The sequence below is a fragment of the Massilia brevitalea genome (assembly GCF_030711405.1).
GTDB classification, from domain to species: Bacteria; Pseudomonadota; Gammaproteobacteria; order Burkholderiales; family Burkholderiaceae_D; genus Telluria; species Telluria brevitalea.
This window is the reverse complement of sequence record NZ_JAULSI010000006.1, coordinates 124,211-145,129: the sequence shown is the minus strand read 5'-3', so window position 1 is coordinate 145,129 and position 20,919 is coordinate 124,211. Positions and strand designations below refer to the sequence as shown.

The following is a 20,919-nucleotide window of genomic DNA, read 5'->3' as shown; positions in this document are numbered from 1 at the left end:
CGGGTGGGCAAGGCGCACGCTGTGTGTGCGCCGCCTGCTCTAGATTGCGATCACGAACCTGGCGCCGCCCAGGTCCGATGCTTCTACCGTCAGGCTGCCGCCGTGCAGCAGCACCGCCTTGCGCGCGATCGACAGGCCAAGGCCGAAGCCGCCAGTGGCGCGGTCGCGGCTGCGGTCGAGCCGGTAGAAGGGCTCGAAGATGCGTTCGCGTTCCGCTTCGGGAATGCCGGGGCCGTCGTCCTCGACCGCGATCAGCAGCCTGTCTCCCTCGCGCGCGGCCGACAGGCGGATCGACGCCGCCGCGTATTTCTGCGCATTCCTCAGCAGGTTCGACAGCGCCCGCCCCAGCAGGCGCGGATCGGCCTCGATCGTCCCGAGATCCTGCGCCGAAGCCAACTCCAGCGCCTGCGGACCCGGCGGCAGCGACGCCGCAGCGTTCTCCAGCAGGCCGGCCACGTCCACCGTTTCGCGCCGCAGCGCCTGCTCGCTGTCGAGGCGCGCCATGCCCAGCAGTTCGTTGACCAGGTCGTTCAGCTCGCGCACGTCGCCTTCCATCGCCGCGATGCGCCGGCGCAGGGCCGGGTCGCCGGCTTTCGCGTCCAGCAGTTCGAGCGCGAATTCGAGCCGCGCGATCGGCGTGCGCAGTTCGTGCGACACCGAGTGCAGCAGGTTCTTCTGCGAGACCAGTAATTCCTCGATGCGGTCGGCCATGTGGTCGATCCGTTCCGCCAGCGGATAGATGCTGGCCGAGCGCGGCATGCGCGCCCGTGCCGAGAGGCGGCCGGCGCCGAATTCGTCGGCCACGCGCGACAGCTTCTGCAGCCCCTGCCAGTGCGAGCGCGACCACAGCGCCACCGGCACCAGCAGGGCCAGCGCCACGATCACGTAGCGCACCGCTTCCATCTTGAGGGCCAGGTTGACGTCGATCGGCAAATCGCGCGCGTGGATCACTTCCTCGTCGCTGCCGATGTAGCGCTGGCCGTCCAGGTCGACGCGACGGTAGAAGGCCTTGTTGCCGATGTCGAGCACGACCTCGCCGCGCTCGAGGGCGCGCAGGCTGGCGCGCGGCAGGGCGGCGCGGGCAGCGGCCAGGGAGATCAGGTCGAAGCGCGTGTCCGACACTTCGCGTACGCGGTTCAGGCGCACCAGCCATTCGTCCGCCGGCGCTTCGTCGACGTATTGTTCGATCAGGAAGATCTGGGCCGAGGACTGGCGCCGGGCGATGTCGTCGAGCGGGTCGCCGAACAGGCGGCTCATCGCAAAATAGATCACGAAGGTGGCGGCCGTAATCGACAGCATCACCAGCACGAAAAAGCGGAAGAAAATCCGGTTCACCCGACTTCCCTCCAACATCGGCCCTTCTTTACGACGCCAAGAAACATTGTTTTTCTCCTAACGCCATTGTATAGGAGCAATGATGACAACGGTAAATTACAAATTTGCGACAAAGAGGCGACATCTGGGAGGAGATTAAAACATGCCAGACGGATAACCTAGCGAGGATTCAGGTTTTCCGTTTGCCCACTCGATACGCGAGTGTCGGTGGGTTTTTTTATTCCGGTCGCAGCCCAAGGGTGCGGCCAGTCGACGGGAGGACGAGATGAGGCCGTGCTGCTCGCCACTCCCTGGCCTCGGGCGCTTCGCCGCCCCATCCTCTATCCCCTCCATCGGCACCGGCCGCGCTGACGCGACCGTAAATCATGCACTCAGGATATTTCGGGCAAGGCTAGCTCAACGTAGAATACGGGCAAGCAATCTTCCGACTCCACCATGAACAAGTTCACCGCCCTGGCCTTGGCATTCCTGACAGGCAGCGCCGCTGCCCAGACGCCGGCCACCAATCCCATGCCCGACGGCAGCCGCGACATGTATGTCGGGCTGGGCCTGGTTTCGGCCGCGCGCTACGACGGGGCAGAGCACAGCGAGCGCAAGGCGCTGCCGGTGCTGCAGGTGCAGTGGAGCAATGGCGTGTTCGTGTCGGGCATGAATGCCGGCATGCACCTGTCGCGCGACCCGCGGGTCGAATTCGGCCCGCTGCTCGAGCTGCAGCGGCGCCGCGACGAGTCGGGCAGGGGCGGCGGCGTGGACGGCATCCTGATGCGCTATTCGGTCGTTTCGCTGCCGGACGCCGAACTGAGCGAAAACCGCCTGAACGGCATGACCCCGGTCGCCACCCGCCTGCTCGGCGGCGGCTTCCTGAACGCTTACCTGACGCCCGACTGGCGCGTCACCGGCAGCCTGCTGTATGGCGCCGGCAACGAGCGCGACGGCGCGCGCCTGGACCTGGGCGTGCAGCGCCTGGCCATGCAGGCCGGCGCCCACCACCGGATCTCGGTGGCGGCCGGCGTAAGCCTGGTCAATGCCGGCTACAACCGCGCCTTCTTCGGCGTCAGTGAATTCGATTCCCTGCGCAGCGGCAACCCGGTCTACCGTCCCGGCGGCGGCCTGAAGGACGCCCACCTGGGCCTGCGCTGGAACTGGGCCTTCACGCCGTCCTGGATGCTGACGTCGAACGTCCAGCTCATGCGTCTGAATGGCGACGCCCGCCACAGCCCGCTCGTCGAGCGGCCGACCAACCTGACGGTGTCCACCGCCTTCGCCTACCGGTTCTGACGATGCCCCTGGCCCGCCACCTGTTCGCTTCCTGCATCCTGACGCTGAGCGCCCTGGGCGCCGGCGCGGGCGCGCAAGCGGCCGACTGGGTCAGCTACCGCGACGCCTACCGGGCGATGGTCGTGTTCGAGAAATACGGCGGGCCGAAGCAGCAGCTCCAGCATCACCTGCAGGTCGTGCCGCTGGAAAGGGGCGTGGCGCTCGATGGCGTGCAGCTGACCCTGGCCGGCAAGGCCAACCAGGTGAACCTGGCGCTCGATCCGCTCGGCCGCACCGCCTTCCCGCTGCTGAAGGCGGCCTACGACGAGAATGCCGCCCTGTACCTGAGCCGCAAGATCGGCGCCTTCAGCGTGCGTCCGCGCGTGTCCCTGGTGCCGCAGGCCGACGGCGTGTACGACGCGGCCCAGCTGCGCGCCGGCTGCGAGCAGGCGCTCGGCTTCGCGCGCCATGCCGACGCCTCGCAGCGCGCGCTGCAATGCGGCGGCGTGCGTTTCGTGTTTGCGCGGCGGGCGGGGGAGATCGCGGTGCGCCTGCACCGCCTGGACGGCGCCGACCAGGCCCTGGCGCCGGTGAATGGCGCCGCCTTCCCGGGCGATGCCGATGAAGGCTTCCCGACGGTGGTCTACCGCTTCGGCGGCGCCGAGCGCGCCCAGGTGATCAGCGCCAACGTGCCGCTGGCGATCGTGCCGCTGTTCGAGTAAAGGTCAGTTCCAGGCCGACGGCGAGAACAGGTAGCCTTCGCCCCACACCGTCTTGATCTTTTCCGAGCGCGCATCGTCGAACTTGCGGCGCAGCTTGGAGATGCAGTTGTCGATGCTGCGGTCCAGTCCGTCGAACTCGATGCCGCGCATTTTCTTCAGCAGTTCGTCGCGCGAAAGCACGCGTCCGGCCGCCTCGGCCAGCACCAGCAGCAGCTTGTATTCGGTATTGCTCAGCACACAGAGCTTTTCGCGCCAGAACACGGTGCGGTCGGCGCCGACGATCCGCAAGCCGCCGAACACCAGTTCGTTGGACTCCGGCGCGCTCTTCGGCTGGGTGCGGCGCAGCAGGGCGCGCAGGCGCGCCAGCAGCACGCGCGGCTGCACCGGCTTGTTGACGAAGTCGTCCGCCCCCTGTTCCAGGCCCGAGACTTCGTCGTAGGAATCCTCGCGCGCCGTCAGGATCAGGATCGGTACATCGGACAGCTCGCGGATCTGGCGGCAGACCACCATCCCGTCCAGCCCCGGCAGCATCAAATCCAGCACCACGATGTCCGGCGCAAACCCCTGGAAGCGCGCCAGCGCCGCGTCGCCACGTGTGACCAGCTCGACGGTAAACTCGTAAGCGGACAGGTATTCGGTCACCAGTTCGGCCAACCGCGCATCGTCTTCCACCAGCAAAACTCGGTACATGCTTTTCTCCTCTGCCGACATTGTATAGAAGCAATGGCGTGTAAGCACAAACACTACATTGTGCCGACAGATGGAGACATTTTGGTGACAGTTGACCCGGCCATGGCCAAATAAAAAGCCGCCGGGGCGGCTCCGGGCAGAGTGCCGGCGGCCTTTATCCCATCTTCCCGGCCAGGTCTGCCATCGCTCCCACCAGGCGGTCGATGTCCTCGACGCCCGTCCACAGGTGGGTCGAGATACGGATTGCATAATGGTCGCTGGCCGCACCGATCACCGGGAAGTTGATGGTGGTGACGATCACGTCGCCCGGCTGCCAGCCCAGGCCCAGGATGGCGTGGCACATGCCGGACGAGGTATTCGCCGAAAAGGCCAGTTCGTCCGGGTCGACGCCGAAGCCGGGCGCGACCTCCGTGCGTTCCGCCAGCAGGTTGGTATAGCCGTTGCCGGATTCGCGCGCCTTGGTGCGGTTCTCGCTGTCGAACATGTCGAGCGCTACCTTCGGCATCGATCCGGCCGTGCCGACGTTCAGGAAGCGCCGCGCCGGATCGAGGGTGAACATGCCGGCGACGTCGGCCCAGAAGCGCTCGTCGGCCAGCAACTGGTCGCGCAACTCGTCGCTGCGGCTGGCGGCGTGGCCGCTGCTGCAGGCGGCCAGCGGGCCCAGGGCGGCGAGTGCCGCGCCGGAGCCCAGGATGCGCAGGGAGTCGCGCCGGTTGCGGCTCCAGTGCGCGGGAACGTCATTAACGTCAGGATGACTTTGCCACATAGAGCAGGCATGGCGCAGCCGCCTGCAAGCAGGGCGAGTGCTGCCACGCTCGAGGCCATCATTGCGGTTCGGATGTCACGGGGCCCCCTGTTGAACGCTGACTGTTTGCACTGAGAAATGTGCCGCAGGTATTTAACGCCGTATTTTCGCACTGTTATGGTGCATCAGCCGGGTTCATTGCGTTAGCTCAAGGCCTGCGTCGGGGGAAGTTGCTTGCAGGTAGCGCGGTGGGAGGGCGCCAGCCGCGCCAAGGTAATCGAGCTGGGGGACAGCAAAAAAGGCGGCCCGCCAAATGGCAGGCCGTTCAGGCGATTTCTTCCAGCCCCGGGGCTGGAAGGAAAGAAGGATCAGCCCAGGTTCGCGTTCACGAATTCCCAGTTGACCAGGTTCCACCACGATTCCACGAACTTGGCGCGGGCGTTGCGGTAGTCGATGTAGTAGGCGTGTTCCCAGACGTCGCAGGTCAGCAGGGCCTTGTCGTCCGATGCCAGCGGGGTGTGGGCGTTCGAGGTGTTGACGATGTCGACGCTGCCGTCGGCCTTTTGCACCAGCCAGGTCCAGCCCGAACCGAAGTTGCCGACTGCCGACTTGGTGAACTCTTCCTTGAACTTGTCGAACGAACCCCATTTCGCGTCGATTGCCTCAGCAACCTTGCCGGTTGGTGCGCCGCCGCCGTTCGGGCTCATGCAGTTCCAGAAGAAGGTGTGGTTCCAGACCTGGGCCGAGTTGTTGAAGATGCCGCCCGACGATTTCGTGACGATTTCTTCCAGCGACATGTTTTCGAACTCGGTACCCTTGATCAGGTTGTTCAGGTTCGTGACGTAGGTCGCGTGATGCTTGCCGTAGTGGTATTCCAGGGTCTCGGCCGAGATGTGCGGCTGGAGAGCGTCTTTGGCGTACGGCAGTGGCGGCAGAGTATGTTCCATGTCTTGTCCTTAGTTTGGTTGGAAACGCGCTATGTTTGTTTTCAAGCGGCGCATATTCTAAACCGGATGAGCAGACGTTGCATGTTTGGCCTTAGAACCTATCTCAGCAGATAAGAGGAAGCGGATGAGGATGCCTGGGAAGCGCGGGCTAGGCGTGAGGAGGCCGCATGGCTGGCCATGCAACGACGAGCAACGCCGCCCCCGCTTTCCAGGCGCCTCAGCAGCGACTCTTATCTGCTGAGATAGGTTCTCACTCCAGCTCGGCCTGCACGCTCGACACCCGCACCTGGGCGCTGCCTTCGGCCAGGCGCACGGTCAGCGCCGAGCGCGCCTTGATCTGGCCGGGCGAGCGCAGCGCCTGGCCTTGGGCATTGCTGACGATGGCGTAGCCGCGCTCGAGCGTGCGCTGCGGGTTCAGCAATTCCAGCTGGGCCGCCAGCGCGTCCAGGCGGTTGCGCCGCTGGGCGACCTGGGTGCAGACATTCGCATTCAGGTGGCGGCCTTCGGCCGTGAGCTGGGCGCGCAGGGTGCGCAGGTCCGGACGGTGGCGCGCCCAGCGCTGCTGGAGCTGGGCCAGGGTCACGCCGCCGCGACCCAGCGGCGTGCGCACCGCATGCGTGAGCGAGGCCGCCATGGCGCGCAGCTTCAGGCGCTGGTGGGCGATCTGGGCCGTGGGGCTGAGCAGGCGCCGGCTGAGGTTGTCCAGGCCCTGGCTCGCTTCCGACAACTGGCGCGCCATGGCGCGGCGCAGGTCGAGGGCGTCGGCCGACAGCGAGGCCATCCAGTCGTCGCGCGGCGTGGCCGCCAGCTCGGCCGCCGCCGTCGGGGTGGCGGCGCGCATGTCGGCGGCAAAGTCGGCGATGGTGACGTCGGTCTCGTGGCCGACGCCGGAAATCACGGGGATGCTGCAGGCGGCGATCGCGCGCGCCACGCATTCCTCGTTGAAGCTCCACAAATCCTCGATCGAGCCGCCGCCGCGGCAGACCAGCAGCACGTCGACCTCGGCCCGGCGCGAGGCCGTCATGATGGCTTCGGCGATCTTATCTGCAGAAAACTGGCCCTGCACCGGGGCAGGGTAGAGCACGATGTTGACGTGTGGCGCGCGGCGTTTCAGCGCGGTGAGCACATCGCGCAGGGCCGCCGCCTGCGGGCTGGTGACGATGCCGATGCTGCGCGTGAACAGCGGCAGCGGGCGCTTGCGGTCGGCGTCGAACAGGCCCTGGTTGCTCAGCTTTTCCTTCAGGCGCAGGAAGGCCTCGTACAGCTGGCCGACGCCGGCGCGCCGGATCGCCTCGACATTGATCTGGTAGTCGCCGCGCGCGCCATACAGCGTGACCAGGGCGCGTACCTCGACCTTGTCGCCTTCGCGCGGATTGAAGCCGGCGTACTGGGCGCGGCTGCGGAACATCACCGCACGCACCTGGGCCGCATCGTCCTTCAGCGTGAAGTACCAGTGGCCGGAACTGGCGCGCGTGAAGTTCGAGATTTCGCCGCCGATCCATACCAGCGGAAACGACCGTTCGAGCAGGCGTGCGACCTGCGCGTTCAGCGCGGTGACGGACAGGACGGATGGGGCGGCGTAGGCGGTGTCGGAATCGGTATCGTTGAGCATGTGTGGGCATCCTGGTGCATGAGCGGTGAAGCTTATGGCATATCCGCGCCGCGCCGACAAGGCTTATTTGTCGCGTGCATGGCCGCCTTTTTTGCAGGCATGGCAGGGTGATTCGTTTGAAATCAAAGGTTTATGTAAGGCAAGGTCCACTTGGACACAATGTTATCCACAAAAATTGTGAGGAACTCGGCAGTTCACTTGTCCCGCTGCCGAAAATGCGGGCATGCATGTCTATGTCTTTTGGAATCAATGACTTAGTTATAGAGCACCTGCCTTGCGCACATCTTTTTCCACAGTTTGTGTGAAGAGTTCGCCTCGATCGACGTGGATAAGCCAACTGCGTGCGGCATCGCGCTTCCGGATGTTCGCTTGCTTTCCAGGCTTGCGGGCCGTGCCACAAATTGAAGCAGGAGGATTTTTCTCTTTAAAATCAAATGGTTTGTGCTAACGCAAGGCGCTTCCTCACAATTTTGTCCACAGAAAATGTGAAGAAACGCTTATTTATCCTTTTACGCTCGAACCGGCCAAGTGCACAGGCATGTCTCTCAAAGGCCTGGATGATGGACCAGACACGGCTTTACTGCATTTTTCTTGAATAAATCTTGAGCTTGCTCAAAAAGCAGGCGGCACGATAAAGCATATAAAAATCAGAGGCTTGTGTTGTCGGGGAGGGCCTTGCGCACATTCTTTTCCACAGAAAGTGTGCATAGACTGGAGCTGGTGCTGTGCTTGCGCAAACCGAACCTGGACTCACGTTCACGCAATGGGGATAAGTCGACCTGCCTACTTTCTTTGCAGCACCATTTTTCCCTTAGAAATCAAGGGTCTCAGGCGAGCAGGCTGGCCTTGCTCACAATTTTGTCCACAAAAAATGTGGGGAAATGCCTCTCGACAAAATCCTGGTCATGCATGCGCCCCTGCTGCATTCTTCAGCAGTGAAATATTAATGATTTAAATCAATTACTTAAGTACGCAACATGGCCATTGCGCACATTTTTATCCACAGAAATTGTTTGCAACTCCAAGGGCTGGTGCCTGCGTCAGGGACGCCAGGAAGCCATCGCGCCATCTTGCTGCACCTGCTACATTCTTGCGCACGTAGAAAATTCCCTTAAGAATCAAGGCGCTTAGCCTATGGGTGAGTCCTTGCGCACAATTTTATCCACAGAACTTGTGCAGAACTACTCTTGCTCAGGCGGCGGCAACTTGCTACATTGCCGGATTCGTTTCCATTCTGTCAGGAGTTCACTTGCTCGCCATCTTACAAGCCGCAGGCTGGCCCATCTGGCCATTGCTGATTGCCTCGATCATTGCCCTGGCACTGATCATCGAACGCCTGATTTACCTGCGCCGCGAAAAGATCCTCCCCAAAGCCTTGCTTGGCGAAGTCATCAACGTCTATCGCAACAACAAGGTCACTCCGGACATCATCAACACGCTGGAAACCAACTCGCCGCTCGGCACCGTGCTCGCCGCCGCCCTGCGCAACGTCGACGCGCCGCGCGACGTCATGAAGGAGTCGATCGAGGAAGCCGGCCGCGGCGTCGCCCACGTACTGGAACGCTTCCTCACCACGCTCGGCACCATTGCCTCGCTGGCGCCGCTGATGGGCCTGTTCGGCACGGTGGTCGGCATGATCGAGATCTTCGGTTCGCAAAACGCTTCGGGCGCAAATCCCGCGCAGCTGGCGCACGGGATTTCGATTGCGTTGTATAACACGGGCTTCGGCCTGGCGATCGCAATGCCGGCCCTGGTGTTCTACCGCCACTTCCGCGCCCTGGTCGACAGCTTCATCGTCGACATGGAACTGCAGGCAGTGAAATTTGTCGACGTTGTCCACGGTGCCCGCAAATGATGGACTTTCGCCGCGGCCGCAAGCGCGAGGATCCGGAAATCAACCTGATCCCGTTCGTCGACGTGCTGCTGGTCGTGCTCATCTTCCTGATGGTGTCGACTACCTACAGCAAGTTCACCGAGCTGCAGATCACGCTGCCGACGGCCGATGCAGACAAGGTGGTGGACAAGCCTTTCGAAATCAACGTCACGATCGATGCCAAGGGTAACTACACGGTGAACAACACGCCAGTGTCTTTCCACGGCGTGAACGGCCTGGCCGACGACTTGAAGGCCGCGGCGCGCTCGGGTCCGAACGGGCAGCCGGTGCTTGATCCGGTGATCATCGTCAATGCCGACCAGTTCGCGATGCACCAGATGGTCATCAACGTGCTGGAAGCGGCGCGCCTGGCCGGCTACGACAAGCTGACCTTTGCCGCCCAGACGGGCGGCAAGAAGTAAGGTAACAGGCTCACAGGCACGAGGCCGGCGCAAGGCCTGCTTCGTGCACTCTCCTTCATGTCCAAGAATAATTCCCTCGAATCTGTCCTGACCCGCGCCTGGCTGCGCCGTGGTCCGCTCGCCTGCGCGCTGTGGCCGCTGTCGCTGCTGTTTCGCGCGCTGGCCGCGCTGCGTGCCGGGCTGTTCCGTGCCGGTATCCTGAAGTCCGAACGCCTGCCGGTGCCGGTCGTCGTGGTCGGCAATATCTTTATCGGCGGTACGGGCAAGACCCCGCTGACGATCTGGCTGGCCGAGGCGCTGCTGGCGGCCGGCCTGCGTCCGGGCGTGATTTCGCGCGGGCATGGAAGCGAAGGCGAGGCGCCGCGCGCTGTGACGATTGCATCGGATGCCGCCCAGGTCGGCGACGAGCCGCTGCTGATCGCGCGCCGCACGCGGGTGCCGGTATTCGTCGGGCGCCGGCGGGCCGAGGCGGGCAGGGCGCTGCTGGCGGCGCATCCCGAGGTCGATGTCCTGGTCACCGACGACGGCCTGCAGCATTACGCCCTGGCGCGCGACGTCGAGGTGGTGCTGTTCGACGGCCGTGGCGTCGGCAATGGCTGGCTGCTGCCGGCCGGCCCGCTGCGCGAACCGCCTGCGCGCCGGCGCGACTTCACGGTGGTGAATGCGCCCGGGATCGGGCCGGCGCTGGCGCGCGCCGTCGGCGGCCAGCCCTACCGCATGGCGCTGGCCGGCGACACTGCCGAGCAATTGATCGACGCCGGAAACCGCCTGCCGCTGGCCGACTTTGCCGGCCGCCGCATCCTGGCCGCCGCCGGCATCGGCAACCCGGGACGCTTCTTCGCCATGCTGCGCGGCGCCGGTCTGTCGTTCGCCGAACTGGCGCTGCCCGACCACCACGACTTCCGCGACGACCCGTTTAGGGGCGTGGACGCCGATGTCATCCTGATCACCGAGAAGGATGCAGTAAAATGTGGGCAACTTGAAAACCTGAAGCACGACCCGCGCCTGTGGGTGGTGCCGGTCAGCGCGCGCATCGATGCCGCGCTTGCCCAACAAATTGTGGAGAAATGTCGTGGACGCTCGACTGCTTGATATCCTGGTCTGCCCGCTGTGCAAGGGCCCGCTCGAATACGATAAAAAAGGCCAGGAACTGACCTGCCGCCCGGACCGCCTGGCTTACCCGATCCGCGACGGTATCCCGATCATGTGGGCCGACCAGGCGCGCAAGATCGAAGCGGTCTGAGTTGCCGATGAGCTTTACCGTCATCATCCCGGCACGCCTGGCCTCGACCCGGCTGCCGAACAAGCCCTTGGCCGACCTCGGCGGTAAACCCATGGTCGTACGCGTCGCCGAGCGCGCGCGTGCGTCCGGCGCGGCGCGCATCATCGTCGCGACCGACCATGCGGATATTGCCGCTGCCTGCGCCGCACACGGCGTGGAAGCCGTCATGACCCGCGCCGACCATCCGTCCGGCACCGACCGCATCGCCGAAGTGGCGCGCACCCTGAACCTGGCGGCCGACGAAGTCGTGGTCAACCTGCAGGGCGACGAGCCGCTGATCGACCCGGCCCTGCTGGCGGCCTGCGCCGCGCGCATCAGCCAGGATGCGCCGATGGCGACCTGCGCCCATCCCCTGAGCGACGTGGCCGACGTGTTCAATCCGAACGTGGTGAAGGTCGTGCTCGACAAGGCGGGCCGCGCCCTGTACTTCTCGCGCGCCACGATTCCCTGGGCGCGCGACGCTTTTGCCGCCACCCGCGATGCATTGCCTGCTTCGCTGCCTGCCGGGTATGCCCCGCTGCGCCACATCGGTCTCTACGCCTACAGCAACGCCTTCCTGCAAGCCTATCCGGGCCTGGAAGTGTCGCCGCTGGAGCAGATCGAAGCGCTGGAACAATTGCGCGTTCTCTGGCATGGCGTGCCGATTGCCGTCCACGTGACCGACAGCGCGCCCCAGGCCGGTGTCGACACCCCGGAAGATTTAGCTCGGGTGCAATTGCACTACGCGTCTTGAGCTTTATTGCAATTGATTAGCGGTCAGTCTGCGGTACATCAAAAAAGCAAGAAATCGCGACCGAAGCCAGCCGCTGGGATTGGCATTGACGCTGCCTTTTGTGGTAAGTTTCGTATCAAGCCAGGCAGGTCTGCAGTCATAAAGCATCAATTGCCATTTATTGCCAACACAATAACAATTTTCAACATCCAAGATTTTCAACATCCGTTTAGGAATACTTCATGCGTCTCATTTTGTTAGGAGCGCCTGGCGCCGGTAAAGGCACCCAGGCTAACTTCATCAAGGAAAAATACAATATCCCGCAAATCTCTACCGGCGACATGCTGCGCGCGGCGATCAAGGCCGGCACCGAGCTGGGCCTGGCGGCGAAAAAGGTAATGGACGCAGGCGGCCTGGTTTCCGACGACATCATGATCGGTCTGGTAAAAGACCGCCTGCAGGAAGCCGACTGCGCCAACGGCTACCTGTTCGACGGCTTCCCGCGCACCATCGCCCAGGCCGACGCCATGAAGGACAACGGCATCAACGTCGACTACGTGCTGGAAATCGACGTGCCCGACGACCTGATCGTCGAGCGCATGAGCGGCCGCCGCTCGCACCCGGGTTCGGGCCGCGTCTACCACACCAAGTTCAACCCGCCGAAAGCCGAAGGCATCGACGACGTCACCGGCGAGCCGCTGGTCCAGCGCGACGACGACCAGGAAGAAACCGTCAAGAAGCGCCTGTCGGTCTACCACAACCAGACCGAAGTGCTGCTTGGCTACTACAACAAGTGGGCGCAGTCGGGCCTGCCTGGCGCGCCTAAATACCGCAAGATCACGGGCGTGGGCCCGGTCGAACAAGTACGCGACGCGGCGTTTGCCGCGCTCTCCGAGTAATCGGAAGGGAGACTGAAGCGGACAGGGATGTCCGCTTTTTTTTGGTTTTTTTTGCAGCATGCCGGCTCCGGGCGCGTGAAAAACGTCCAGCGCAAGGCGCATTCGTCGAAGACAGTACGTGAGTACGGCGAGACGGATGCAACGCTGCCATGGGCGTTTTCTCACGCGCCCGTCGTTCCAGTGGTTTGGATCAAATGTGTGCAGTACGCAGTGAGGCAGACTGCTTCGCCGAAGAGGTGGGCATCTTTCGTTGTGTGGTGTTGCTTGATTGAAAAACTAAGGGGACGACATGGCAGCAAACCTGATCACGTTTACCGTGGCCTGCGGCGTCATCGCAGTCATCTACGGGCTGTGGGCCCGCGCCTGGATCCTGCGCCAGGACGCCGGCAACGCCCGCATGCAGGAAATCTCGCTGGCCATCCAGGAAGGCGCCGCCGCCTACCTCGGGCGCCAGTACCGCACCATCGGCATCGTCGGCCTGGTGCTGCTCGTTGCCATCTACTTTTTGCTGGGCGCCTGGACCGCGGGCGGCTTCCTGGCCGGCGCCGTGCTGTCCGGCGCCTGCGGCTTCATTGGCATGAACGTCTCGGTGCGCGCCAACGTCCGCACCGCCCAGGCGGCGTCGAAAGGCATGAACGAGGCGCTCGACGTCGCCTTCAAGGGCGGGGCGATCACCGGCATGCTGGTGGTCGGCCTGGGCCTGCTCGGCGTGACCCTGTTCTACTGGGCCCTGAGCGCGAATGGCGACACCGCGCTGTCGCGCCATGACGTCATCAAGCCGCTGATCGGCCTGGCCTTTGGCGCCTCGCTCATTTCCATCTTCGCGCGTTTGGGCGGCGGCATCTTCACCAAGGGCGCCGACGTCGGCGCCGACCTGGTCGGCAAGGTCGAGGCCGGTATTCCCGAGGATGACCCGCGCAACCCGGCCGTGATTGCCGACAACGTGGGCGACAACGTCGGCGATTGCGCCGGCATGGCGGCGGACCTGTTCGAAACCTATGTCGTGACCCTGATCGCCACCATGCTGCTCGGCGCGCTGATGATCGTCGACGGCGCCGGCGAGGCCATGCTGTATCCACTGCTGCTGGGCGCAGTCTCCATCCTCGGCTCGATCGTCGGCTGCGCCATGGTGCGCCACAAGCCGGGGCGCAAGATCATGTCGGCCCTGTACACCGGGCTGTGGTGGGCGGCCGGGCTGTCGCTGATCGGCTTTGCAATCGTCACCTGGCTGGTCTGGGGCGACGGTGCCATGCGCGGCAGCATGCTCGGCTGCGCGGTGGCCGGCATCGTGCTCACCGGCCTGATGGTCTACATCACCGAGTACTACACCGGCACCGATTTCAAGCCGGTGCGCCACATCGCCGAAGCCTCGACCACCGGCCACGGCACCAACATCATCGCCGGCCTCGGCGTGTCGATGAAGTCGACGGCCTACCCGGTGCTCGCGGTCTGCGTCGCCATCCTGGTCGCCTTCCAGCTGGGCGGGCTGTACGGCATTGCGATTGCCGCCACCGCGATGCTGTCGATGGCCGGCATCATCGTCGCCCTCGATGCCTACGGCCCGATCACCGACAACGCCGGCGGCATCGCCGAGATGAGCGGCATGCCCGATTCGGTGCGCGCGATTACCGACCCGCTCGATGCGGTCGGCAATACCACCAAGGCCGTCACCAAGGGCTATGCCATCGGCTCGGCCGGCCTGGCGGCACTGGTGCTGTTCGCCGACTACACCCACGCGCTCGATTCGGTCGGCAAGTCCGTCGTCTTCGAACTGTCGAACCCGATGGTGATCGTCGGCCTGTTCATCGGCGGCCTGGTTCCCTACCTGTTCGGGGCGATGGCGATGGAAGCGGTGGGGCGGGCGGCGGGCGCGGTGGTGGTGGAAGTGCGGCGCCAGTTCCGCGACATCGCCGGCATCATGGCCGGCACCGGCAAGCCGGAATACGACAAGGCGGTCGACATGCTTACCGCCTCGGCAATCCGCGAGATGGTCGTACCCTCGCTGCTGCCGGTGATCGTGCCGATTTTGGTCGGCATGCTGCTGGGGCCGGCGGCGCTGGGTGGGCTGCTGATGGGCACCATCATCACCGGCCTGTTCGTGGCAATCTCGATGACCACCGGCGGCGGCGCCTGGGACAACGCCAAGAAATACATCGAGGACGGCAACTTCGGCGGCAAGGGCTCCGACACGCACAAGGCGGCGGTCACCGGCGACACTGTGGGCGACCCCTACAAGGACACGGCGGGGCCGGCCGTGAACCCGCTCATCAAGATCATCAACATCGTTGCGCTGCTGCTGGTGCCGCTGCTGCCGGCGGCCGGCTGGATCGCGGTGTCCGAGCCGCAGCTGGCGCAGATGCGCAAGCCGGCGCACGCGACGACGGCGCCAGCGCCAGCGCCGACGCGGGTTGCTGTCGAGCAGCCGCGCACCCAGCCCTGAAGCACATCCTCGTAGGGTGGACGGCTTTGCCGTCCACGCGTCCTACGCTGCGCAGCAACCCAGTCAACAGGCAGCACGCGATAAATATGTAACTAACCAACTGAGGCTCCGGTACCCAGCTTTGCCGTCAGGCCTGACGACATCGACGCCAGCGCCACGCCCGGGACAACGCTGCATCGACGCAGATTCAACGCCGACGCAGCAAACTCAGCACAAATTCAACGCCTCTTCAACGCCTGCTCAATCGCCGCCGCCAGCGACGCGTGGTCCGAATCCCCATGATAGGGCTCGCCGTTGATGAAGAAGCTCGGCGTCCCGCTGGCGCCCATCGCGCGTCCTTCTTCGGCCTGCGCCAGCACCTTGTCGCGATATCGCCCGCTTTCGAAGTCGTCGCGGAAGCGCCCTCCATCGATCCCCATGGCGCCGGCCAGCGCTGGCAGGGCGTCCTCGTCCAGCATGCCCTGGTTCTCGAACAGCGCGTCGTGCATGTCCCAGAACTTGCCCTGGGCGCCGGCGGCCTCGGCGGCTTCCGCCAGCGGCTGGGCCAGCGGGTGCAGGCTTGAGAGCGGCAGGTGCCGGTAGACCAGCCGCAAGCGCTCGCCGTGCTGGCGCTGCAATTCGCCCAGCGCCGCGTGCGCGCGTGCGCAATACGGGCACTGGAAATCGCCGTATTCAATCAGCGTGACCACGGCGTCGGCGCTGCCGCGCACATGATCGTCTTCGGTAATGCCGGGTTGCTTGCTCATCCTGCCTCCATGATGGTGCCGGCCAATGCGGCGTCGCAGCCATCATGGCACGGCTGGGCAGGGCAATGGCGCAGGTTTCCCGTCAGAACACGCACATCCTGTTGGCTTCTTCGCGCAGCCAGCCGCGGAAGTCCGGGTGTGCAATCGCGATCAGTTCCTGCGCCCTTTGCTTGGCAGACTTGCCGCGCAGCTGGGCCACGCCGTACTCGGTGACCACGTAGTTGACGTCGTTCTTGCTGGTGGTGGCGTGGGTGCCCGGCGTGAGCGTGGGCACGATGCGCGAAATCGTGCCGTCCTTGGCCGTCGAGGGCAGCACGATGAAGGACTTGCCGCCGCGCGAACGATTCGCCGCGCGCACGAAGTCGACCTGGCCGCCGGTGCCGGAATAGGGAAGGTGGGCAATGCTTTCGCTGCCGCACTGGCCGAGCAAGTCGACCTGCAGGCTGGCGTTGACCGACACCAGATTGTCGTTCTGCCCGGCGATGTACGGGTCGTTGGTGAAGTTCGACGGATGCATTTCCAGCATCGGGTTGTGGTGCATGAAGTCGTACAGCTTGCGCGAGCCGAGCGCGAAGGTCGCCACCATCTTGCCGGGCAGGAGGGTCTTGCGGCGGTTGGTCACGGCCCCGCACTCGACCAGCTTCAGGATGCCGTCGCCGATCATCTCGGTATGGATGCCGAGATCGTGCTTGTGGGTCAGCTGCATCACCACTGCATCGGGAATGCCGCCATAGCCGATCTGCAAGGTCGAACCATCGTCGATCATGTCGGCCACGTGCTTGCCGATGGCTTCCTGCACCGGGCCGATGGCAGGCAGGCCCACCTCCAGGATCGGCGTGTCATCCTCGACCAGCGCCGTCACCTGCGAAATGTGCACGTGACACTGGCCGTGCGCGAAAGGCACGTGCGGGTTCACTTCCAGCACCACCACGCGCGCCCTGGCCACCGCAGCCATGGTGTAGTCGGTGCCCAGGCTGAGCGCAAAGTAGCCCTGGGCATTCATGCTCGACGCCATGGCAAACACCACATCGGCCGGCATCAGGCCGCGCTCGATCAGGGTCGGGATCTCGGAAAAATAATTCGGGATGAAGTCGCACCAGCCGCCCTGGCCGCCCCCGCGCGAGGCGCCGCCGAAAAACAGCGCCGCGTGCCGCACGTGCCGGGCAGTGTCCTGCTCGAAGTAGCCGTACTTGCGCATCGCCAGGATCTGCGCCACCCGGATCCCTTGCCAGCGCGTGCGCGCCTCGGACAGTGCCGTGAGCAGGGCAGGCGGCTCGCCGACCCCGGTCGGCACGATGATCATGTCCTGGTCCCGCAAGTGCGCCAGGGCCCCAGCGGCGTCGGTCCGTTTGGCCTGGTAGAGCGCGTGAACTGTCTGCATTGCCGTCTCCATCGTTGTGATTGTTGTCGCGGCAAGCATCAACAACATTGCCGGATCATCCCTGCAGCGTAAACCGTGAAACTGACACGGACTTGACGAAACGCCCATGCTGGCGCGCGCCATGACAGGCAGGGGCGGCCGATAATTCCCGTATCGGCCGCAGGCCGCATGGAGGACGCCATGAAGCACGCTACCCACCTCAAGCACTCGAAGCCTTTTCGGGCCACCCGGATTGCCCTGGCCCTGATCGTGGCGCTGGCCGCTGCAGCGGCGGCACAACCGGTCCAAGCGCAGACGCCATCCGCGCCGCGGTCCGAGCCACAGCCCGATCCACAGCGCCAATCCGGGCAAGCGGCCCAGGCACCGCGCCAGCCGGCTCCCGCCACCGGCCCCAGCTATGGCCCGGTGCTGCACCCGCAGACCACCCGGTCCGAGCCCGGCGCCCAGCCCGAGCAAACCCCGCAGGCCCAGGAAGAAAAAGCCGGCGGTACGCCGCAACAGCAGCCGCACCGGGAAGCCGATCCGTCGGCGCGCCCGGCGCCCCAGCAGACGGACCCGGCCAAGACCGACAGCAAGGGCACGAACAAGCAGACCAATGCCGCAGCGCGGCGCCCGGCCCGGCAAGACATCGCCCGCGTGCCCGGGGTACAGCCGGATACGGTGGTCACGCCGCCGATACCATCGCCAGCCCGGCCCGCCGCGCCGCAGCCCGGTTCCGCCCGCCTCAACAGCTGCCTCGGCAACACCTGCACCGACACGGGCGGCGCCACCTACCAGACGAATGTCGGCAACGCCGGCGTCAGCAGCGAAGGCCGCTTGTGCACGCGCAACGGAGCCAACGTGCAATGCTTTTAAAGCGGCCGTGGTTTTTCCTGCCAAAAATTCGCTACAATCGCGCTGGTTGACGTTAACGTAAACGTCAAAACGAGAACGCGAACAGGGAGATAAGGAAAAACCATGCAAATTCAAGACAATGTGTTCATCGTCACCGGCGGTGCGTCGGGCCTGGGCGCGGCGACCGCGCGCATGATCACCGAAGCCGGCGGCAAGGTCGTCATCGCCGACGTGCAGGCCGAGGCCGGCGCGGCCCTGGCGAGCGAGCTGGGTGGCCAGTTCGTGCAATGCGACGTCACCTCCGAGGCCGATGGCCAGGCGGTGGTGGCAGCGGCGGTGGCCCTGGGCACGCTGCGCGGCCTGGTCAACTGCGCCGGCGTCGCCCCGGCCGTGAAGACCGTCGGCAAGGACGGCCCGCACCCGCTGGACGTGTTCCAGCGCGCGGTGAACATCAACCTGGTCGGCACCTTCAACATGTCGCGCCTGGCCGCCGAAGCCATGGGCAATACCGAGGCAGGCGAGTACGGCGAGCGCGGCATCATCATCAACACCGCTTCGGTGGCCGCCTTCGACGGCCAGATCGGCCAAGCGGCCTACGGCTCCTCGAAAGCGGCCGTGGCCGGCATGACCCTGCCGATGGCGCGCGACCTGGCGCGCAGCGGCATTCGCGTGATGACGATTGCGCCGGGCATCTTCGAGACCCCGATGCTGATGGGCATGCCGCAGGAAGTGCGCGATTCGCTGGGCAAGATGGTGCCGTTCCCGCCGCGCCTCGGCCTGCCGAAGGAATATGCGCACCTGGCCAAAGCCATCATCGAGAACGTGATGCTGAACGGCGAAACCATTCGCCTTGACGGCGCGATCCGCATGCAGCCAAAATAAAATCGGCTGGAAACGTCTCCGGCACACTTTACAAGTGCCATGAGCCGTTTGACAATTTGATGTAGGATGCCAGACGGTATCGGGCGTGCAGCCCTGGTTGCACGCCCGTTTTGCTTTTTGGAGAATCCATGATGAAGTTGCAGATGCGCGCCAGCGCCACCCTGCTGGCCGCCCTGGCCGGCATCCTCCTGCCGGCCAGCCCGGCGCTTGCCCAGAAGACGGCCGATGATCTTACCCGAAGCGTCAGCCAGAGTCCCACCGCGAGCGCCACCCCGGACACCGCCCAGCGCGCCCCCGAAATCGCCACCGGCTACGAGGAAAAGGCCGGCTGGGCTGCGCACAAGTACATGGTCGCCGCCGCCAATCCGCTCGCAGTCGAGGCCGGCTACGAGATGCTGAAAAAAGGCGGTAGCGCCATCGACGCCGCCATCGCCACGCAAATGGTGCTGACCCTGGTCGAGCCGCAAAGCTCGGGCATCGGCGGCGGCGCCTTCCTGGTCCACTACGACGGCAAGAAGACGCAAGCCTTCGACGGCCGCGAAACCGCGCCGATGGCGGCCGACGAGCACCTGTTCGAAAAGCCGGACGGCACGCCATTGTCGCGCACCGCCGGCGTGGTGGGCGGGCGTTCCGTCGGCGCGCCGGGCGTGCTGCGCATGCTGGAGCTGGCCCACCAGCAGCACGGCAAGCTGCCCTGGAAAACCCTGTTCGGCCCGGCAATCCGCCTGTCCGAGCGCGGCTTCCCGGTCAGCGCGCGCCTGAACGGCATGCTGATGTGGGACGCCCATATCCGCAAGGACCCGGCTGCTGCCGCCTACTTCTACGACAAGGAGGGCAACCCGCGCCCGGTCGGCTACCTGCTGAAGAATCCGGCGCTGGCCAAGACCCTGCGCGAGATCGCGGCCGGCGGCGCCGATGCCTTTTATAAAGGCCACATCGCGCGCGACATCGCGAATAAAGTGAAGGCGCACCCGACCAACCCGGGCCTGCTCACCGCCAAGGACATCGCCGACTACCGCCCGAAAGTGCGCGAGCCGGTCTGCAGCGACTACCGCGTCTACACCGTGTGCGGCATGCCGCCGCCATCCTCGGGCGGGATCGCCGTGGCCCAGATGCTGGCCATGTTCGAGACGCGCGACATGCGCGCGCTGGCGCCAACGAACGGCGTGCCGAGTACCGATGCCGTGCACCTGTTCTCGGAAGTCGGCCGCCTGGCCTACGCCGACCGCAACCGCTACGCCGCCGACACCGACTTCGTGCCGCTGCCGGGCCGCGGCCTGCCCGGCCTGATCGACAAGACCTACCTGGCCAAGCGCGCCGCCCTGATCGGCGAACAGTCGATGGGCGAAGCGCCGGCCGGCAATCCGCCCGGCATGGAAACGGCCTGGCTGTGGGGCAAGGACAACGCCATCGAAACCCCGTCGACCTCGCACATGGTGGTGGTCGACAGCCACGGCGCCGGCTTGTCGATGACGACGACCGTGGAAGACGCCTTCGGCTCGCGCCAGATGGTCGACGGCTTCATCCTGAACAACCAGCTGACCGACTTCAGTTTCTCGGCGCGCGACAAGGATGGCCCGGTGGCGAACCGCGTCGAGCCGGGCAAGCGTCCGAGAAGTGCGATGTCGCCGACCATCGTCTTCGACACCAGGACCGGCAAGCTGGTGCTGGCGGTCGGCTCGCCGGGCGGCCCGGCGATCATCAACTACGTCGCCAAGACCCTGGTCGGCACCCTCGACTGGGGCCTGAACATGCAGCAGGCCATCGCCTTGCCGAACTTCGGCAGCCGCAACGGCCCGACCGAGATCGAGGCCGGCCGCTTCCCGCAGGCCACGGTCGACGCCCTGAAGGCGCGCGGCCACAAGGTCCAGCAGACCGAGCAGAACTCCGGCCTGCACGGCATCATGCGCATGTCGATCCACGGCGAGCCCTGGTGGTTCGGCGGCGCCGATCCGCGCCGTGAGGGCGTTGCAAAAGGAGACTGAAAGCGGGCAAAAGTGCAGGAAACGCTTGAGCCAAGGGCAATAATTTCCCTCTAGACTCACTTTGTTTGCTACCCTTGCAGGGTGGATAGGGAACACACAAGTCGATCGGCCGTGGACAGGGCAGGGGCGCCAGCCGCCTGCCCCGGCGGCGTTTG

19 protein-coding genes are annotated in these 20,919 nt (G+C 65.0%); 12 read left to right on the top strand and 7 right to left on the bottom strand.

The features are described from left to right. Positions 1-39: 39 nt before the first annotated feature. The gene (locus tag QWL29_RS05510; protein WP_305821875.1) at positions 40-1,335 is read right to left on the bottom strand and encodes an ATP-binding protein; all 1,296 of its coding nucleotides are present in this window, start codon (positions 1,333-1,335) and stop codon (positions 40-42) included. A gap of 435 nt (positions 1,336-1,770) precedes the next feature. On the opposite strand from QWL29_RS05510, the gene QWL29_RS05505 reads away from it, so the two are divergent. After that, positions 1,771-2,613 carry a MipA/OmpV family protein gene (locus QWL29_RS05505; RefSeq protein WP_305821874.1) on the top strand — a complete coding sequence of 281 codons (843 nt, stop codon included), beginning with the start codon at positions 1,771-1,773 and terminating at the stop codon, positions 2,611-2,613. Positions 2,614-2,615: 2 nt separating this feature from the next. Continuing rightward, a complete protein-coding gene (locus QWL29_RS05500; RefSeq protein WP_305821873.1) occupies positions 2,616-3,314 on the top strand; it encodes a hypothetical protein in 699 nt (232 codons plus the stop codon). 3 nt (positions 3,315-3,317) lie between these two features. Here the strand turns inward: QWL29_RS05500 and QWL29_RS05495 are convergent, their stop codons facing one another. From QWL29_RS05495 to xseA, 4 genes are all read right to left on the bottom strand, one after another. Then, positions 3,318-4,004: a response regulator gene (locus QWL29_RS05495; protein ID WP_305821872.1), complete on the bottom strand. Its 687-nt coding sequence runs from the start codon at positions 4,002-4,004 to the stop codon at positions 3,318-3,320. A gap of 154 nt (positions 4,005-4,158) precedes the next feature. Further along, a complete protein-coding gene (locus tag QWL29_RS05490) occupies positions 4,159-4,770 on the bottom strand; it encodes a hypothetical protein (protein WP_305821871.1) in 612 nt (203 codons plus the stop codon). Positions 4,771-5,117: 347 nt separating this feature from the next. After that, positions 5,118-5,696 (bottom strand): superoxide dismutase, encoded by a 579-nt coding sequence (locus tag QWL29_RS05485; protein ID WP_305821870.1) that lies wholly within the window; start codon positions 5,694-5,696, stop codon positions 5,118-5,120. A 250-nt stretch (positions 5,697-5,946) separates the two neighbouring features. After that, entirely contained in the window at positions 5,947-7,308 is a 1,362-nt protein-coding gene (xseA, locus tag QWL29_RS05480; RefSeq protein WP_305821869.1) for an exodeoxyribonuclease VII large subunit, read from the bottom strand. A 1,249-nt stretch (positions 7,309-8,557) separates the two neighbouring features. Here xseA and QWL29_RS05475 point away from each other — a divergent pair. From QWL29_RS05475 to QWL29_RS05445, 7 genes are all read left to right on the top strand, one after another. Next, complete coding sequence (locus tag QWL29_RS05475; protein ID WP_305821868.1) at positions 8,558-9,163, top strand: MotA/TolQ/ExbB proton channel family protein; 606 nt, start codon at positions 8,558-8,560, stop codon at positions 9,161-9,163. Continuing rightward, on the top strand, positions 9,163-9,603 hold the full coding sequence (locus tag QWL29_RS05470) for an ExbD/TolR family protein (RefSeq protein ID WP_305821916.1): 441 nt from the start codon (positions 9,163-9,165) through the stop codon (positions 9,601-9,603). The genes QWL29_RS05475 and QWL29_RS05470 overlap by 1 nt, the downstream gene beginning before the upstream one ends. A 57-nt stretch (positions 9,604-9,660) precedes the next feature. After that, positions 9,661-10,695 carry a tetraacyldisaccharide 4'-kinase gene (gene lpxK, locus QWL29_RS05465; protein ID WP_305821867.1) on the top strand — a complete coding sequence of 345 codons (1,035 nt, stop codon included), beginning with the start codon at positions 9,661-9,663 and terminating at the stop codon, positions 10,693-10,695. Then, complete coding sequence (locus tag QWL29_RS05460) at positions 10,676-10,846, top strand: Trm112 family protein (RefSeq protein ID WP_229438755.1); 171 nt, start codon at positions 10,676-10,678, stop codon at positions 10,844-10,846. The genes lpxK and QWL29_RS05460 overlap by 20 nt, the downstream gene beginning before the upstream one ends. A 7-nt stretch (positions 10,847-10,853) precedes the next feature. Further along, positions 10,854-11,618, top strand: coding sequence for a 3-deoxy-manno-octulosonate cytidylyltransferase (kdsB, locus tag QWL29_RS05455; RefSeq protein ID WP_305821866.1), 765 nt, complete (start codon positions 10,854-10,856; stop codon positions 11,616-11,618). 221 nt (positions 11,619-11,839) lie between these two features. Continuing rightward, positions 11,840-12,496, top strand: a complete 657-nt coding sequence (adk, locus tag QWL29_RS05450; protein ID WP_305821865.1) for an adenylate kinase — start codon at positions 11,840-11,842, stop codon at positions 12,494-12,496. Between the two features lie 289 nt (positions 12,497-12,785). Beyond that, positions 12,786-14,936 carry a sodium-translocating pyrophosphatase gene (locus tag QWL29_RS05445; RefSeq protein WP_305821864.1) on the top strand — a complete coding sequence of 717 codons (2,151 nt, stop codon included), beginning with the start codon at positions 12,786-12,788 and terminating at the stop codon, positions 14,934-14,936. A 218-nt stretch (positions 14,937-15,154) separates the two neighbouring features. On the opposite strand, the gene QWL29_RS05440 is transcribed toward QWL29_RS05445, so the two are convergent. After that, positions 15,155-15,682, bottom strand: coding sequence for a DsbA family protein (locus QWL29_RS05440; RefSeq protein WP_305821863.1), 528 nt, complete (start codon positions 15,680-15,682; stop codon positions 15,155-15,157). Between the two features lie 82 nt (positions 15,683-15,764). After that, positions 15,765-17,063, bottom strand: a complete 1,299-nt coding sequence (locus QWL29_RS05435) for an acetyl-CoA hydrolase/transferase family protein (RefSeq protein WP_305821862.1) — start codon at positions 17,061-17,063, stop codon at positions 15,765-15,767. Positions 17,064-17,243: 180 nt separating this feature from the next. On the opposite strand from QWL29_RS05435, the gene QWL29_RS05430 reads away from it, so the two are divergent. From QWL29_RS05430 to ggt, 3 genes are all read left to right on the top strand, one after another. Then, on the top strand, positions 17,244-17,918 hold the full coding sequence (locus tag QWL29_RS05430; protein WP_305821861.1) for a hypothetical protein: 675 nt from the start codon (positions 17,244-17,246) through the stop codon (positions 17,916-17,918). Positions 17,919-18,020: 102 nt separating this feature from the next. Continuing rightward, positions 18,021-18,779 carry a 3-hydroxyacyl-CoA dehydrogenase gene (locus QWL29_RS05425; RefSeq protein ID WP_305821860.1) on the top strand — a complete coding sequence of 253 codons (759 nt, stop codon included), beginning with the start codon at positions 18,021-18,023 and terminating at the stop codon, positions 18,777-18,779. Positions 18,780-18,910: 131 nt separating this feature from the next. Further along, a complete protein-coding gene (gene ggt / locus QWL29_RS05420) occupies positions 18,911-20,764 on the top strand; it encodes a gamma-glutamyltransferase (RefSeq protein ID WP_305821915.1) in 1,854 nt (617 codons plus the stop codon). Positions 20,765-20,919 lie beyond the last annotated feature (155 nt).